Here is a 15,143-nt window from a genome sequence, read left to right on the forward strand (position 1 = left end):
GGATCACGAGACACCAGGCGGACATGAACAGCGATATTTCCTTGCCATCACATCGCGGAAATCGGTTTTACCAGGGCACAGTTGCGAGCTTCGTCGCCAACGCCCTTCAGGCGGTCAATTTCCTCGGCGATCGTTTCCTGAGAAGGTCGCATCATGCGTTGCCGGCAATCGAGGACCTCTACCGGCATTCGATGGACAGCGCCTTCTCGCTGACCGAGCCCTTTCTCGTTACGGGAGCGCCGCACGCATCCGCCTATTATCCGCGCGACTTCGCCTGGTTCTACCCTGACGTCCTCGATCCCGAAACCATCATGGACGCGCAGGACGCAGTGCGCCGGGCTCGGTTGCTCGAAAAGAGCGTCCGCCTGTTGCTGGAGGCGGTTCGCGCCGACGTCGTCACCACGACCATCGTCCCGGCGGGACGCGGCCGGTATCTCGGCGTGAACTATTTCTCGCGGCCATCGGATGCGCTGCTCGGCATTCTCGCCGGTCTCCAGCAGATGATGAGCGCCGACGAGAGGACGTCATCCTATCTGGCGATGTCACAATGCGCGCATGCCGGCCGCCTGTTGTTGGCCGAATACGGCGGCGACCTCAAGCGCGCGATCCTCCAGCTCGCAAGCGAGCTGGAGCCGTTCGACGATGACGGTGTCAGGTATTTGCTCTGCGATGCCCGCGCGCCGCGTTCGGCGGCAACGGACACGCGTGCCGAACGCAGGCGTTTCGTCACCAATGCCTGCATCTACACGACGTTCGCATGGGGTGTGCAGCTCGGGGTCGTCGACGAGAACGAGCTGAAGCGGTTGCTCGGGCGCGACCTTGCGCAATACAAGAAGGACCTGCTCCGCCTGTTCGGCAAGGGCGGCTATATCAGGCACTCACTGGATGGCCGGGCGAGCTCGCCGGCGTCATCGGTCGCCCTGGACTTCGTCAGCGTGCATCGCGGCTTTTGGGATATGAGCGAGGCCAGCGAGCGCGCGCTGTTCGCGGCCACGGCGGATCTGATCATTGCCGAACCGCGGTTTCGTATCCCCAGCACGTTCCATTTCCTGGTGTCCGCGGATAATCCGCGGAACAAGATGATCCACAAGATCGCGGCGCCGGCCTATCAGGGGCGTTCGTCCTGGCCGACGTTCAACGTCGAGTTCGCGGATCGCATGCTGGACTACGACGAATTCTCGGGAGGCAATATCTATCGGGCCTCTGCCCTGGGAATCTTGAAGGACATCCGGACCGCGACCGAGGTCCATGGCGGCTATCAGGAGCTGATCTCGGAACATGGTCTGAAATATCGCACCTGGGCCTATAAGGGCGCCGTGGCGCACTCCTGGTTTCCCCGCTTCCTGTCCGTCTGGAGGAGGGCGTATGGAACGCCGCTCCTCCGTTGGGATGACGGACGCTAACCCGCGGTCACGTCGATCAGCTCGCCACCCTCCAGAACCTTGGCCGCCTTGGCGCGGTCGAGGTCGCCTTCCCAGGCGGCGACCACGACCGTCGCAACGCAGTTGCCGACGAGGTTGCCGAGCGCGCGGGCCATGCCGATGAACCAGTCGACCGAGAGCACCAGCACGAGGCCGATCGCCGGAATGCTCGGCACCGCATTGAGCGTCGCGGCCAGGATCACGATGGCCGAGCCCGGCACGCCGTGCGCGCCTTTCGAGGTGATCAGGGAAACGCCAAGCACCAAGAGGAGATCGCCGAAGGACAGCGGCGTGTTGGTCGCTTGCGCGATGAACACGACGGCAAGTGTGAGGTAGATCGAGAAGGCGTCGAGGTTGAAGGAATAACCGGTCGGAATCACGAGGCCGACCACGGAATCCTTCACGCCCATGCGCTCCAGCTTCTTCATGATCTGGGGCAGCACCGCGTCCGAGGACGCGGTTGCGAGCACGATGGTCAGTTCCTCGCGCAGGTAAGCGAGGAATTTGAGGATGTTGATTCCGGCAAGCGCCATCACCCCGCCGAGCACGCCCAGCACGAAGATGCCGACCGACACGTAGAACAGCATCACCAGCGAGACGAGCTGCTTGAGCGAGCCGACGCCGTACTTGCCGACGGTGTAGGCGACTGCGCCGAGCACGCCGAGGGGAGCGACACGGACGATAAGCCCCATGACGCGGAACAGCACGGTGGACGCCGCGTCGATCATGTTGGTGACGAGCGCGCCCTTTTCCCCGCCGACGAGTGCGAGGCCGACGCCGAACAGCACCGCGAAGAACAGCACCTGGAGCACGTCGTTGCGCGACAGGGCGTCGAACGAGGTGGTCGGGATCACGTTCATCAGAAAGGCGCCGATGCCGCCGCCGGACAGCTTGTGGGCATTGTCGGCATAGGTATTGAGCGCCTTGGCATCTAACGTCGAGGGGTCGATGTTCATGCCGTGGCCGGGGCCGAACAGGTAGGCGAGCAGCAGGCCGACCACGAGGGCGACCGTCGTCATGACCTCGAAATAGAGCAGCGCCTTGACGCCGACCCGGCCGACCTTCTTGAGGTCGCCGGCGCCGGCAATGCCGTGGACGACGACGCAGAACACGATTGGCGCCACGATCATCGAAATCAGCTTCAGGAAGGCGTCGCTGAGAATCTTGAGCCCGATGGCGAAGTCGGGAGCGGCCATCCCCAGGATGACGCCAAGCACCAGCGCGGCCAGAACCTGGACGAATAGCGAGGCGTAGAGCGGCTTGCGCTCGGCGGCCGGGGCCGCAGCAATGGTCGACATAACGGACTCCCCCAATTGGACGCGACTTGGACGTCAAAAGGAGCAACTACCGTGCCAGAATGTCGCGGCTGGAGCCGAAAACAGCCCTATTCCGCCGCCTTCGCCGTCTTGCCGAACATCCGTGTCGGGGCCGGAAAGCCGCAGGAGGTGCCGTCGGTGACCTTGACCTGATCTTCCCATGGCAGGCGGAAAGTGCCGGCGACCATGTCCTGCATGAAGGTATAGGGGCAGTCCATCGCGCCGCCCTTCACCGCGACGTAGCCGCGGTGCCAGAGCTGATAGATGTTGTTCTCGACGCCCCAATTGATCCGGGCCTCGCGCACGAGGTCGGGCCGCACCTCGGCGGTGATGATCTCGTCGGCGCGGCCGGTGGTGCCGTGTGCCAGCACCGTGCCGTCGAAATTGACGATCATGCCTTCGCCCATGGAATCGAACGAGCCGTCGCTGCCGCACATGCAGACATTGGCCGTGACCATCAGATTCTGGAACGAATTGGCCTGGTTGGTGAAGCGCCAGGCGTCGCGGATCGGCGCTGTGTAGCCGGCGGTGCGGATCATGATCTCCGCGCCCCTGTAGGCGCATTCGCGCGCCATCTCCGGGAACATGCCGTCATGGCAGATGATCAGCGCGATCTTCGCGCCGTTCGGCCCCTCGATCACGGGAATGCCGATGTCGCCGGGCTCCCACGGCTCGACCGGAATCCAGGGATGGAGTTTGCGGTAGTAGAGCTTGATCTCGCCGTGGTCGTCGATGATCAGGCCGGAATTGTAGGGATTGCCGTGCGGGTTGAACTCCATGATGGAGAAGCAGCCCCAGATCTTGTTGTCGATGCAAGCCTTCTTGAAGGCCGCGACCTCCGGCCCGTCGAGCCGGCACATGATCTCGGGATTGGTGTCCATCGAGAGGCCGTGCAGCGAGTATTCGGGGAACACCACCAGATCCATGGTGGAAAGGTTGCGGCGCGCCTTGCCGACCATCCAGACGATACGCTCGGTCTGCCTGGCCAGATCGGCCCGAGTGACGACGTTCGGCAGTTGCAGCTGCACGAGCCCGATGACGACGCCCTCAGGGGATTTGTTCAGCCCGCCAAGCCCGTTCATGATCAAGCTCCCTTGCCGTCCGCGCGGCGGCTTCCTTGCCGTCCGCGCGGCTCCGTTGCGCGCGGTTCTCGGGAGAGCAAATCCGATTTTGGCGAGGTGCAAAAGTCCATTTTTCAGGCGACTGGCGAAAGTCATGCTCGTGAGGATCGCCGGCCGTCACCAGAGCGTACCGTCGCCCATTGTTGCGGCGCGGAGTGCCTCAAGTCTCGGCTTGACCCTCCAAATCGACCGATGTCAGACTTATGACATGAGTACAGCAAAGCGACATATCGCCAGCCTTCGCGACGAATATGTCGAGATGACGCGGCAGCGCATCGTTGCGGCTTTCGTCGAGACGCTGGAGGACGAGGCAGCCGACGAGATCTCCATGGCTGCGGTGGCCAAGCGCGCCAAGGTGGCCGAGCGAACCATCTATCGTCACTTCAAGACCCGCGCGGAGCTGTCTGCTGCGGCCGGCGAATGGATCGAGGACAACGTCTTCAGCTACATTCCCTTCACCTCGCCTGACGAACTGCCTGAGATCTTCCGCAAGCTGTGCAAGCGATTTGATCGCCATCCGCATCTGGCACGGGCCATTGCGGTGACACGGGCGGGCCGAAGGATGCGCGCGGGCTTCCGGCGCCACTTGATCGAGCAGCATCGCAAGGCGATGGCGCCGCTGGTGCAGCATCTTTCCGCGAAGGAGGTTCGCCAGGCGGAGGCGCTCGCGTCTTATCTCAACAACGTGTTGGCCTGGAATGCGATGCGCGAGGACTTTGGCATGTCCAGCGCCGAGATTGCCGACACGATCGAGTGGGCGCTCACGACCCTCCTGAAGGACGTCCGGCAGCGCGACGCCGCTGCGGCGCGCAGCGGCAAGACCGGCAAATCTCCGCGGAAGCGAACCACGGCTCCGAAGGAGCCGGCGTAGAGTGAGGCAGGCCATGAATGCGATACCCGACGATCTCCTGATCAATGCGCCCGACGAGGTTCGCATCCGCCAGGACCTGGTGCTGACGGCGCTCGGCCGCCGCCCGGCGGATCGCTGCTTGCGGGTCGGCAGGCTGCTCGACGTGCACACCCGCAGCTGGAGCGAAGATCAGGAGATCGTCTTCAAGGGGCGGCGGATCGCCTGGGTTGGGCCGGCCGGCAGCTATCCCGGCGAGGTGCGCGAGCGCGTGCATCGGCCGGATCTTGCGGCTGTCCCCGGCTTCGGCGAGGTGCACAAGCATATCGAAAGCTCGCATCTGACGCCGGAATGGGAAGCGGCGCTGGTGCTGCCGCATGGCAATACCTGGACCTGCGAGGCGAGCCACGAATTCTCCAACGTCAACGGCGCACGTAATCTCGAATTCTGGTTCGAAGCGCGCCGCCGCGGCTCGCCGCTCAAGATCTTTCCGCAGCCCGGCTCGGCGGTGCCACCTACGGCCTATGAGTGGGGTGGCGGCTGGTATGGCCGCGATGAGCAGGCGCGCTTCATGGCCGAAAGCCTGATGGTCACCGGGCTCGACGAGGTCATGGACTGGCCGGCGGTGTGGAATCCCGACAATCCCTCCTACAAGCGGCTCTGGGGCATGATCGAGGCGACGTTCGCGGCGCGCGGCGTCGTCGAAGGCCATGCCTCCGGCTTGCGCGATCTGCCCTCGATCAACGCCTTTGCCGCGGCGGGGCTCGCCTCCGATCACGAAGTGCAAACCCCGGAGGAAACCTGGGACAAGCTTACCCGCGGCCTGTTCGTCGAGCTGCGCGTCTACGCCATGGACGAGATCGTCAAATGGCTGCTCGCGAAGGGCTTGCAGGACTGGTCGCAGATCGCGTTCACGACGGATGATCGCAGTGCCAGCCACACGCTCGAGCTTGGCGCCAGCGATCACAATGCGCGGGTCGCGATCGAGGCCGGCCTTGCGCCCGAGATCGCCATCCAGTGCCTGACCATCAATCCGGCGCGCCACATGCGCCTCACGCCGTTCGTCGGCAGTTTGGCTCCGGGCCGTTTTGGCGACGTGGTGCTGCTTTCGGATGTTGCCAAGCTCACGATCGCCGAAGTGTGGGCCGATGGCGCGCAGGTTTCCGAGGGTAAACGGTACATTGGCCAGGTACCCGAGATCCAGTGGCCGGACTGGGCAACGCAGACGGTCAACATCAAGCGCCCGATCATGCCTCAGGATTTCGAGCTGCGGGCCGAGGCCGGCCGTAGCACGATGAAGGCGGCCGTGATCCGTCCCTTCCACTGGCATCCCGAATTCTACACGCTCGAACTGCCGGTGCGTGACGGCGCCGTGCAGCGCGACGAGAGCGAGGCCATCACCAAATTTGCGATCGTCGATCGCTTTTCCGGCGACGGGCGCGTCGCAAAGATGTTCTGGCGTGGCTGCGGGCCGCGCACGCCTGAGACGGCCGTTGCCTGTTCGGTTGCGCACGACAAGCACAATATCTGGGTGGTCGGTTCGTCCGACGCGGCGATGGCAAAGGCGGTGAACGCGCTGATCGAACTTCAGGGCGGATGGGCTCTGGTGCGTGAGGGCGAGCTCGTTGCCACCGTGCGCTTCGAGGTCGGCGGTCTGATGAGCTGCCGCTCGGCGCACGCGCTCGATACCGAGATGCAGGCGCTCTACGCGGAGGGGCGCAAGGTCGACTGGATGTATGAGCCGACCTACCGACCGCGCTGGTATCCGGGATTCCCTGAGCGACTGATGTTCGCGACGTTGACCTGCGCGCCCTGGAGTTGGGTGCTGGTGGCACCGTGCGAGCAGGCGCCGCTCGGTTTCATCAATGTGCAGACCGGCGAAGCGCACCCGGTGGTCTGGTAGGGGGAGGACTGGGATGGACGAGATGATGACGAAGCCGCAAGCTGTGTCCACCGAGCCCGCGCCGCGCGCAGCCGCCGGACCGCTCGATCGCTTCTTTGGTCTCACCGAGCGCGGCACGAGTGTCGGCCGCGAGGTGATGGCCGGCGCGACGACGTTCGCGGCGATGGCCTATATCATCGCCGTGAACCCGGCCATCATGTCCAATGCCGGAATGGATCGTGCCGATCTGGTCAGCGCCACGGCACTCGCAGCGATCCTCGGCTCGGTGATGATGGGGCTGTGGGCCAATCTCCCGCTCGCCGTTGCGCCGGCGATGGGATCGAACGTCATCTTCACCTATGTCATCGTCAAGCAGATGGGTATGCCCTGGCAGGGTGCGCTCGCCATGGTCGCCTTCACCGGCGTGCTGTTCCTGATCCTCAGCCTGTCGAAACTGCGCGAGAAAGTCGCGAAGGACGTGCCGGAAGCGCTGAAGATCGGTATCCAGGCGGCGGTCGGTACCCTCATCGTCTTCATTGCGCTACGGGGCGCCGGATTCGTCGTCCAGAATCCGTCGACCTACATCGCCATGGGATCGCTGCGCAGTCCGCCGGTGCTGCTGACGCTGTTCGGTCTCCTGCTCACGCCGGTGCTGGTGGCGCGCCGGGTGCCGGCAGCGCTGATCCTGTCGATCGCGCTGCTCACCGTGATCGGCTTCTTCGTTCCCGGCGCCAACGGCAAGATGGTGACGTCGGTGCCATCAGCCATCATGTCATGGCCGCGCTGGCCGACCAGCACCTTCATGGCGCTCGACATCGGCTATCTCTTCAGCCATTTCGTCGTGGCGCTGCCGCTGCTGTTCTATTTCCTGTGCGCCGAATTCTTCTCGACGCTGGGCACGCTGATCGGCGTCACAGGCGCCGCCAATCTGCGCAAGCCCGATGGTTCGATCCCGAACGCCACCGCAGCGTTTGCCACCGATGCGACGGCATCCATCGTCGGCCCGCTGCTCGGCACCTCCGTCGTCACGGCGTACATCGAGTCCATCACCGGCGTGCAGGCCGGTGGCCGCACGGGACTGACTTCGGTGACCGTTGCGGGGCTGTTCTTCCTCGCGCTGTTCTTCTGGCCGATCTTCGTCATCATCCCGCCGCAAGCAACCGCGCCTGCGCTGGTGCTCGTCGGTGTGCTGATGATACAGGGGCTTGCCCGCATCGACATGACCGATCTCGGCAATGCGGTTCCGATCGTGCTGACGCTGCTCGTCACCGTGCTGACCAACAACCTGATCAACGGAATGGCTTTGGGCACGCTGAGCTACATCGCCCTGGAAGTGACGGTCGGCCGACGATCGCAGCTTCCAGCGATGGTGTGGGGGCTTGGCGCCGTGTTCATCGCTTACGCGATCGTGATCGCCCAGATCTTCTGAGGCTCGCGCTACGCCGCGAGATCCAGCAACTTGCACGATCCGCGCACCAGCGCCTTGCGGCCGGCCGGTGTCATCGCGGGCGCGCCGTCATTGACGACGACAAGGCCGAGCTCAACCAGGCCTTCGACGACATGAGCCTTCGCGAGGCGACCGTTCGACACCGGGTTGCGAAGCGCCTTCAGCACTTCCCACTGGTCGGGCGAAAGATCGAAATCGAGATCGTTGCTCATGTTGCCTCAAGCGGTAGTATCGTTCGCGCGCCTCTGTTAGCGACGCAGCATGAAGACCATGCGACGACAATGAGTCGGAATTCAGTGGGTAGTCTAGAACGTCTCTTCACGAATTGCCGCAGTTCGTTGCGCCACAAGAGTTAAGATCGTTCGCGTCCGAATATCGTCCCGCCACGCGATCACTAATTGATGATCTGCACTTGATCGTGCGATGGCAGTTACCGCAGTGCACGGGAAGCATTGCTGTCCCATTCCGCGTCGCGATATGCACAGAAATCGTGAAGGCGAGACGTGCCGGACTCTGCTACGTTGATTCTCAGGGGATTGGCTTCACACGACAGGAGTGTGAGTGCATGAAGAGGCTGGTCGAAATTCGCAGTCAGGAATTCCTCTGCCGGGAGCGTGCCGCGCTGGATTCGGAGCGCCGGGTATTCTGGCTTGCCCAGGCCCAGGAATGGGAGCAGCGCGCGCTCGACGAAATTGCGTATCACTTTCGGGAGTGCAACCTCGTCGAGGCCGAATTGGCTGCCGCCTGACGCCGGATTGCCGCCTACTGATAAGTCGCCACGATGTCGGACACTGCGCGCTCGAGCTGCTGCGCGGTGGCGCATTGGCGCACCACGCTGCAAAAGGTCGCATAGCGCGGCATCTCGGAATCGCCAAAGCCCCAGGCGAGCCGCCCCTCGGGGTTGAGCCAGACCAGTCGCTTCGAGCGTTCGGAGATCCGGCGCAGGATGTCGGCGCGCGGATCGAGATTGTTGCTGCGGGCATCGCCCAGAACGATCACCGTGGTCTGCGGTGTCAGCGCGCTCATGAAATCCTTCTCGAAATCGACCAGTGACGAGCCGTAGTCGGATGAGCCGAAGCCGACCTTGGACATGATCTCGGCCATCGCCTCTTCCGGCGATTTCGATTCCAGGATGTCACTGACCTCGATCAGGTGCGAGGAGAAGGCGAAGGAGCGGACGTCGTCGACCACCTCGTGCAGCGAGTGGATCAGGAGCAGGAAGAAGTCGGAGACTTGAGCGACCGAGCCTGAGACGTCGCAGAGTGCGACGATTTTCGGCCGGTCGCGATGCTTGCGCTTCCACGCCGTGAGGAAGGGCACGCCGCCCCAGGCTGCGTTGCGGCGGAGCGTGCGGCGGACGTCGAGATGGCCGCGCCGCTGGCGCTTGCGCGGCTTGGAGTAGCGTTCGCGCAGGCGGCGCGCGATCTTGCGGATGAGGGCACGCATCTCGGCGACCTGGCGCCGCTCGATGCGCGCGAGCGGTGCATTGCGCAGGATCTCGTTGCGGAGGTTTTCGGCCTCCTCGCGGGCATAGAGAGCAAGTCCCTGCGAGACGGTGTCGCGGACCGCTTCGCGCAAGGCATCGAGCGCGGCGCGCAGACGCTCGGCCAGTGCGGGATTGGTTGCAGTCAGCTGGTCGAGGTCGTCGCGCAGGCGCTGAAGGCCCATGGCATCGAGGATGCGGCTGGAGAAGATGCCGCGCTGCGTGGAATAGCGGATGTCGGACAGGGACGCGGCGTCGGCCGCACCGGCAATCGCGGCCGCGATCGCGTTGCGGTCTTGCGACAGCAGCATCTGGGCAAGCGGACCTAGCTCCGCTTGCGGCGAGCCGCCGCTCGCATCGCCGGCCGTGTCGGAAGAGGGGGGGGGATCCGCATCCTGCAACGGATCTTCATCGCCGCCTTCGGGCTGCTCCTGTCGCGGCTCCGGCTGGCTGAAGAACAGATCAAAGCAGTCGCCGAGCGCGAGCTTCTCGTCCTGCGATTTGGCGAGCGTCAGAAGCAGGGTGTCGCGCAGGATGGTTCGGTCGGAAAAGCCGACCTGCGCAACCGCGCGCATCGCATCGATGCTTTCGGCAGGCGAGACGTGTACGCCCGCGCCACGTGCTGCCCGAAAAAAGCGATGGATGTTCTCGCGCATCGGCGTCAACCGAAGACGTTGGATCGTGCTGCCTTGGCAATGAAGGTCGTGATCTGGGGCTGGGCCGCCTCGATATCGGCTTCGTATTTCAGGAGCACGTTGAGCGTGTCCTTGACGATCTCGGTGTCGAGCTCGGAAGCTTGCAGCAGCACCAGGACGCGCGCCCAGTCGATGGTCTCACTGACCGAGGGCAGCTTCTTCAAATCCAGCGAGCGGATCTCGTGGATGAAGCCGACCATCTGCCGGCGCAGGGTCTGCGAGATATTGGGCACGCGGCTTTCGACGATGCGCTCCTCCAGCCGCTGCTCGGGGAAGCCGATATGCAGATGCAGGCAGCGCCGCTTCAGGGCGTCGCCGAGGTCACGCTCGCTGTTGGAGGTGAGGATCACCGTCGGCGGCGTGATGGCGGAGACGGTGCCGAGCTCGGGGATCGTGACCTGGAAGTCGGAGAGGATTTCCAGCAGGAGCGATTCAAATTCGGCGTCCGACTTGTCGATCTCGTCGATCAGCAGCACGCAGCCGCCAGGCTGCTCCAGCGCCTGGAGCAGCGGCCGCGGCTCGACGAACTCCTTGGAGAAGAACACGTCGCCGAAATCGTGGAGTTGATCGAGCGCAGCGTGCAGCGTCTGCGCGCCGCCGAGCACCTCGCCGAGCTTGTCCTTGAGGATCTGCGTATAGAGCAGTTGCTTGGCGTATTTCCACTCATAGAGCGCCTTGGCCTCGTCGAGGCCTTCGTAGCATTGCAGGCGAATCATCTTCATGCCGCGCCAGGCGGCGATCGCCTTGGCAAGCTCGGTCTTGCCGACGCCCGCAGGGCCCTCGACCAGGATCGGCTTCTCGATCTGTTGCGACAAATAGACGGCGGTTGCGATCTGCCGGCTCGCGATATAGCCCTGCGCGGCGAGGCCGCTCTCCACTGCCTCGATCGCGGTCGAGGGCTTCTGTTCAGCCACGAAATGGCGCTCCCAAAGGTCTTGCGTGAGGCTTGTTCTGCCTGCGTTCACGGCAAAGAACAAGCCTCGTTTGGGATAGGCCAGACCCGCGCAAGCGATCGCTTTTTCCGCTCAGCGCAAATACTTGAGCGATTGGCGCGATCGCGCGATCAGTGCCGCAGCAACTCCGGCTTGCGGATGGTCTGCCGCACCTCGGCGCCGCAATCGGCGCATTCATAGACGAAGTCGATCTTGGCAAGGCTCCAATGCGGTTCGACCTCGCGCACATACATCGGCAGGAACCCCATGCACGTCGGGCAATTCACGGGCGCGATTTCGACATCCTGATGATGCTGTACATAAGCTGGCATCTCGGTTCTCCTTCGCAGGCGACCACCAAACCCCGCGCAAAGGCTACTGCCGGTCGTCCCGAGGCCGTCATCAACTCTTTCGAACAGAGGCGGAACGGCGGCCATTTGTCGTTCGCTGTGACATTCTTGTTACGTCTCTGTACTGTAACGGGCAGATCAAATGCCTATTTGACAGGCCGATCAGTTCTTTCGACCATCACTGCAACGATAAGGGAGCACCCCCATGACGCATGCCATTCGCTTTCACAAGACCGGCGGGCCGGAAGTCCTGGTCTGGGAGGAGGTCAGTGTCGGCAAGCCCGGGCCGGGCGAAGCGCGTATCCGCCACACCGCCGTCGGTCTCAATTTCGTCGACATCTACAACCGGTCGGGTCTCTATCCGGCGCAACTGCCGAGCGGTCTTGGCAGCGAGGCGGCTGGCGTCGTCGAAGAGATCGGGCCAGGTGTCACCGATCTGAAGCCGGGCGATCGCGTCGCTTATGGCGCCTCGCCGCTCGGCGCCTATTCCGAGGCGCGGCTGATCCCCGCCGATCGTCTGTTGAAGCTGCCCGACGGCGTCGACGACAAGACGGCGGCGGCAATGATGCTGAAGGGGCTGACGACGCAATATCTGATCCGCCAGACCTATCGGGTGAAAGCCGGCGACACGATCCTGCTCCATGCTGCGGCCGGTGGTGTTGGGCTGATCCTGAGCCAGTGGGCCAAGCATCTCGGCGCGACCGTGATCGGTACCGTCAGCAACGACGAGAAGGCAAAGCTGGCCAAGGCGCATGGCTGCGACCATGTCATCATCTACACGCGCGAGGATTTCGTGAAGCGCGTCGACGAAATCACCGGCGGCAAGAAGGTGCCGGTGGTTTACGATTCCGTCGGCAAGGACACGTTCCTGAAATCGCTGGATTGCCTGGCGCCGCTCGGCGTCGCCGCGCTGTTCGGCCAGTCCTCCGGCGCGGTCGAGCCACTCAATCTCGGCCTGCTCGCGCAGAAGGGCTCGCTCTACGTCACCCGTCCGACGCTGTTCACCTATGCCGCCAAGCGCGAGAGTCTGGTGGCGATGGCGGGTGAACTGTTCGACGTCGTCAAGTCCGGTGCAGTCAAGATCGAGGTGCACCAGACCTATCCGTTGAAGGATGCGGCCAAGGCGCATGCCGATCTCGCCGCGCGCAAGACCACGGGATCGACCGTGCTTCTGGTGTGATGTCCTGCCAAACGGTGACGCAGGCTCGCAAGAGCGTTTTCGGGCGAAGTGGATACCCGTTCGCGTAAAGAAAACGCGTCAAAAAGGAATTTAGAGCCAGTTCTGATAGAATCGGAACTGGCTCTAGGCCTGCGTCACGTCCGTTCGTGCCTGCGCAGGTCGCGGACATGATCGACGTGGAGTGCCTGGAGATCGACATCTTCGGGCCGGATCTCGGGGAGGGCCGCCTCGACGAGGATGGCTTCGGTCACGTCCTCGACCGAACTCTCCACGATCTCGTGGATGAACGAGATATTCTGATATTCGCCCGAGGCGACGCGGGAGACGACTTCGCGTCTCGTGATCTCAGGGTCGACGATCGCCTCGCGGCCGCGCCGCCCATAATCGATCATCACGACGAAATACTGCATGGAACAATCCTGCCGCGCCGTGGTCAGGGCGCGGCAGGAGTATTTCTGAAAAACGGAATTTAGTCAAGCGCGATTTCCAAAAACGGAAATCGATGCGCAGCCGTCTATCGGCCCTTCTTGCGGGGCCGCGCCGACTTGGCACGCAGTCGTTCGAGCTGGCCCTTGGGCATCGAAAGACAGATCTCCCCGACCCAGTCGAGCTTGACGCCGACGATCGGCTTGGCGTTGAAGCTGTTGAGATTGACGACGGAGGGGGTTTTGCCCCGCTCGATGGTCTTCAGATAGCGCTCGCCGGTCTTGAGCCGGACCACGGCCTCTTCGCCGTAGAAGCTCGACAGCGGATGGCGCTGATCCTTGTAGACCACGATCACGTCGCCGCTCTCGTATTTGGGCAGCATCGAATCGCCCACGATCTCGAAGGCGACCGTCTCTTCCATGATCGGGAAGGGCAGCGCGATATCGCCGAGACCCTCCGGGGGAACCTGCTCATAATCCGGCTCGATCACGGCGCCGGCGCCAACGCGACCCATGATCGGCGCGAGATTGAGCTCAAGATATTCCATGATCGGAATGATCTCCGAGGCCTTCACCAGACGTTCGCCGCCAAGGATCTCCGACACCGCGCCGGGCCGCACGCCCATGGCTGCGGCCAAGCCACCTTTGCTCTTGCCCGTCTTCTCCAGGCCCCGCTCGATCATCGCAACGTCCAACATGGTGATTCCCTCAATTACCCATCGTCTTGCCTCTTGTAATCCGAAATTCGGAATTGATGCAATTATGAATATCAGAATTATTGCTTGACTCTCGTTTCGGAATACCGGAATGTGTGCCCGTCTCCCGATCGCGCGATCGGGGAGTCGCATGACAGGACAGCAGCATGGAACCGGGCCATTGGCCGTCGGAGCACTCCGACGCGCTTCGCGACCATTTTCTCAAGGGAATCTCTTATGCGGAGATCGGAAGACGGATTAACGCAAGGTTTGGAACGGCTTACACGCGCAGCGCGGTGGTTGGCCGCGCCAAGCGGCTCGGGCTCGTTGCGCCGGAGCGGGTGACGAGCCCGTCGATCGTGCCGTCTCTGCCGGGCGAGGCCGGTCTGCTTTCGACGCGCCGGCCGGCGTTCCCAATCCTGAATCTTCCGCCCGAATCCGCACTGAAGCCGGCCGCGCGGGTCAAGTTGCGCTGTGTCGGCGTCCAGCCGCGGCTGGTCCAGCTGGTCGAGCTTGCGCCGGACGATTGCCGCTACCCCTATGGCGGCGACAAGGACGGGGAGGAGATCGCCTTCTGCGGTCACCCGCGCCAGCCGGGCTCCAGCTATTGCACGCCGCATGCACGCCTGACGCGCCGCTCCGGGGCTGCGTCCGCCCGCGTCGCGGGGCCCGTCGTGTTGAGGGTGGTTTCTGCCGCCTGAAAGCACGCTCACCGGTTCAATCGTCAATCCTGCAGGGAGTATTCGAGTGGGACGTGTCCGACGCAACAGATCCTACAAATTGGCGCAGATCTACGACCGGCGGTCGCGCGAGGTGCCATTCAATGCCGAATTGGCAGAGGTCGAGATCGACAATCCGCTGGCGCTCGATCCCGGCGAGAAGATCATGGCCATCCGGTCGGTCCGTAGCGATCCGCTCGGTCGCCTGCACTCGCACCACCAGATCGACGAGGCGCAATACCGCGGCGGGCGCGCCTTCCAGAACGATTGGGAGCGGGCGGAACGGGGTCCCCAGGCGATGGACCCGACCCGCGAATATGTCGACGGCGCGCGCACGCGCGAGCCCGTCACCGAGAGCCAGCGACAGGCGGTGCTCCGGCTGAACCGGGTCGAGCGCGAACTCGGCACCGACGGCGCCGCGCTGGTGCACGACGTGCTGGTGCTGGGTCTGACCATGGATGAGATCGGGCAGCGTCGCGCCGTCCGTACGCAGCGCTGGAACGACTATTTTGCGCGGCGGTTTCGCGAATGCCTGGACCGGCTGGCGCTGATCTACGGCTTTGCGACGGAAGCGGGGACACAGCGTGCAGACCAGCGCAGATGATTGCGGCACGCCCGCGGTCTCGGCCG

General features: G+C 63.6%; 16 protein-coding genes. 8 read left to right on the plus strand and 8 right to left on the minus strand.

The features are described 5' to 3' along the window. Nucleotides 1-23 precede the first annotated feature (23 nt). Nucleotides 24-1,403 carry a hypothetical protein gene (locus tag AC1RUR_RS11625; RefSeq protein WP_492843962.1) on the plus strand — a complete coding sequence of 460 codons (1,380 nt, stop codon included), beginning with the start codon at nt 24-26 and terminating at the stop codon, nt 1,401-1,403. On the opposite strand, the gene AC1RUR_RS11630 is transcribed toward AC1RUR_RS11625, so the two are convergent. Continuing rightward, complete coding sequence (locus AC1RUR_RS11630; RefSeq protein WP_492843964.1) at nt 1,400-2,719, minus strand: dicarboxylate/amino acid:cation symporter; 1,320 nt, start codon at nt 2,717-2,719, stop codon at nt 1,400-1,402. The two genes, AC1RUR_RS11625 and AC1RUR_RS11630, sit on opposite strands and share 4 nt — an antisense overlap. An 86-nt stretch (nt 2,720-2,805) precedes the next feature. After that, nucleotides 2,806-3,819 (minus strand): formamidase, encoded by a 1,014-nt coding sequence (locus AC1RUR_RS11635; protein ID WP_492843966.1) that lies wholly within the window; start codon nt 3,817-3,819, stop codon nt 2,806-2,808. A gap of 247 nt (nt 3,820-4,066) precedes the next feature. On the opposite strand from AC1RUR_RS11635, the gene AC1RUR_RS11640 reads away from it, so the two are divergent. Genes AC1RUR_RS11640 through AC1RUR_RS11650 form a run of 3 tightly spaced genes read left to right on the plus strand, consistent with a single transcriptional unit; the run spans nt 4,067 to nt 8,016 of the window. Continuing rightward, entirely contained in the window at nt 4,067-4,729 is a 663-nt protein-coding gene (locus tag AC1RUR_RS11640) for a TetR family transcriptional regulator (protein WP_492843968.1), read from the plus strand. 13 nt (nt 4,730-4,742) lie between these two features. Then, a complete protein-coding gene (locus tag AC1RUR_RS11645; RefSeq protein ID WP_492843970.1) occupies nt 4,743-6,608 on the plus strand; it encodes an adenine deaminase in 1,866 nt (621 codons plus the stop codon). Between the two features lie 13 nt (nt 6,609-6,621). Continuing rightward, nucleotides 6,622-8,016 carry an NCS2 family permease gene (locus AC1RUR_RS11650; RefSeq protein WP_492843972.1) on the plus strand — a complete coding sequence of 465 codons (1,395 nt, stop codon included), beginning with the start codon at nt 6,622-6,624 and terminating at the stop codon, nt 8,014-8,016. An 8-nt stretch (nt 8,017-8,024) separates the two neighbouring features. Here AC1RUR_RS11650 and AC1RUR_RS11655 read toward each other — a convergent pair whose 3' ends face one another. Then, nucleotides 8,025-8,246: a hypothetical protein gene (locus AC1RUR_RS11655; protein WP_492843974.1), complete on the minus strand. Its 222-nt coding sequence runs from the start codon at nt 8,244-8,246 to the stop codon at nt 8,025-8,027. A 353-nt stretch (nt 8,247-8,599) separates the two neighbouring features. Here AC1RUR_RS11655 and AC1RUR_RS11660 point away from each other — a divergent pair, with 353 nt between their 5' ends. Next, nucleotides 8,600-8,782, plus strand: coding sequence for a hypothetical protein (locus AC1RUR_RS11660; RefSeq protein WP_492843976.1), 183 nt, complete (start codon nt 8,600-8,602; stop codon nt 8,780-8,782). Between the two features lie 14 nt (nt 8,783-8,796). Here AC1RUR_RS11660 and AC1RUR_RS11665 read toward each other — a convergent pair whose 3' ends face one another. From AC1RUR_RS11665 to AC1RUR_RS11675, 3 genes are all read right to left on the minus strand, one after another. Then, nucleotides 8,797-10,173, minus strand: a complete 1,377-nt coding sequence (locus AC1RUR_RS11665; protein WP_492843978.1) for a vWA domain-containing protein — start codon at nt 10,171-10,173, stop codon at nt 8,797-8,799. Nucleotides 10,174-10,178: 5 nt separating this feature from the next. Beyond that, nucleotides 10,179-11,126, minus strand: coding sequence for an AAA family ATPase (locus tag AC1RUR_RS11670; RefSeq protein WP_492843980.1), 948 nt, complete (start codon nt 11,124-11,126; stop codon nt 10,179-10,181). A gap of 149 nt (nt 11,127-11,275) precedes the next feature. Continuing rightward, nucleotides 11,276-11,476: a hypothetical protein gene (locus tag AC1RUR_RS11675; RefSeq protein ID WP_027545881.1), complete on the minus strand. Its 201-nt coding sequence runs from the start codon at nt 11,474-11,476 to the stop codon at nt 11,276-11,278. 223 nt (nt 11,477-11,699) lie between these two features. Between AC1RUR_RS11675 and AC1RUR_RS11680 the strand changes: the two genes are divergently transcribed. After that, nucleotides 11,700-12,674 carry a quinone oxidoreductase family protein gene (locus tag AC1RUR_RS11680; protein ID WP_492843983.1) on the plus strand — a complete coding sequence of 325 codons (975 nt, stop codon included), beginning with the start codon at nt 11,700-11,702 and terminating at the stop codon, nt 12,672-12,674. Between the two features lie 134 nt (nt 12,675-12,808). Here AC1RUR_RS11680 and AC1RUR_RS11685 read toward each other — a convergent pair whose 3' ends face one another. Beyond that, a complete protein-coding gene (locus AC1RUR_RS11685) occupies nt 12,809-13,084 on the minus strand; it encodes a hypothetical protein (protein ID WP_492843985.1) in 276 nt (91 codons plus the stop codon). A 104-nt stretch (nt 13,085-13,188) separates the two neighbouring features. Then, a complete protein-coding gene (locus tag AC1RUR_RS11690; protein WP_492821520.1) occupies nt 13,189-13,797 on the minus strand; it encodes a S24 family peptidase in 609 nt (202 codons plus the stop codon). 164 nt (nt 13,798-13,961) lie between these two features. Between AC1RUR_RS11690 and AC1RUR_RS11695 the strand changes: the two genes are divergently transcribed. Next, complete coding sequence (locus tag AC1RUR_RS11695) at nt 13,962-14,495, plus strand: GcrA family cell cycle regulator (RefSeq protein WP_492843987.1); 534 nt, start codon at nt 13,962-13,964, stop codon at nt 14,493-14,495. 46 nt (nt 14,496-14,541) lie between these two features. Next, a complete protein-coding gene (locus tag AC1RUR_RS11700; protein ID WP_492843989.1) occupies nt 14,542-15,117 on the plus strand; it encodes a hypothetical protein in 576 nt (191 codons plus the stop codon). The last annotated feature ends 26 nt before the right edge of the window (nt 15,118-15,143 follow it).

This window comes from Bradyrhizobium sp. GW821-FHT12B03, assembly GCF_058807535.1.

Coding starts and splice junctions, on each gene's coding strand:
- AC1RUR_RS11625 (WP_492843962.1), top strand. CDS start 24: ATGAACAGCGATATTTCCTTGCCATCACATCGCGGAAATCGGTTTTAC.
- AC1RUR_RS11630 (WP_492843964.1), bottom strand. CDS start 2,719: ATGTCGACCATTGCTGCGGCCCCGGCCGCCGAGCGCAAGCCGCTCTAC.
- AC1RUR_RS11635 (WP_492843966.1), bottom strand. CDS start 3,819: ATGAACGGGCTTGGCGGGCTGAACAAATCCCCTGAGGGCGTCGTCATC.
- AC1RUR_RS11640 (WP_492843968.1), top strand. CDS start 4,067: ATGAGTACAGCAAAGCGACATATCGCCAGCCTTCGCGACGAATATGTC.
- AC1RUR_RS11645 (WP_492843970.1), top strand. CDS start 4,743: ATGAATGCGATACCCGACGATCTCCTGATCAATGCGCCCGACGAGGTT.
- AC1RUR_RS11650 (WP_492843972.1), top strand. CDS start 6,622: ATGGACGAGATGATGACGAAGCCGCAAGCTGTGTCCACCGAGCCCGCG.
- AC1RUR_RS11655 (WP_492843974.1), bottom strand. CDS start 8,246: ATGAGCAACGATCTCGATTTCGATCTTTCGCCCGACCAGTGGGAAGTG.
- AC1RUR_RS11660 (WP_492843976.1), top strand. CDS start 8,600: ATGAAGAGGCTGGTCGAAATTCGCAGTCAGGAATTCCTCTGCCGGGAG.
- AC1RUR_RS11665 (WP_492843978.1), bottom strand. CDS start 10,173: ATGCGCGAGAACATCCATCGCTTTTTTCGGGCAGCACGTGGCGCGGGC.
- AC1RUR_RS11675 (WP_027545881.1), bottom strand. CDS start 11,476: ATGCCAGCTTATGTACAGCATCATCAGGATGTCGAAATCGCGCCCGTG.
- AC1RUR_RS11680 (WP_492843983.1), top strand. CDS start 11,700: ATGACGCATGCCATTCGCTTTCACAAGACCGGCGGGCCGGAAGTCCTG.
- AC1RUR_RS11685 (WP_492843985.1), bottom strand. CDS start 13,084: ATGCAGTATTTCGTCGTGATGATCGATTATGGGCGGCGCGGCCGCGAG.
- AC1RUR_RS11690 (WP_492821520.1), bottom strand. CDS start 13,797: ATGTTGGACGTTGCGATGATCGAGCGGGGCCTGGAGAAGACGGGCAAG.
- AC1RUR_RS11695 (WP_492843987.1), top strand. CDS start 13,962: ATGGAACCGGGCCATTGGCCGTCGGAGCACTCCGACGCGCTTCGCGAC.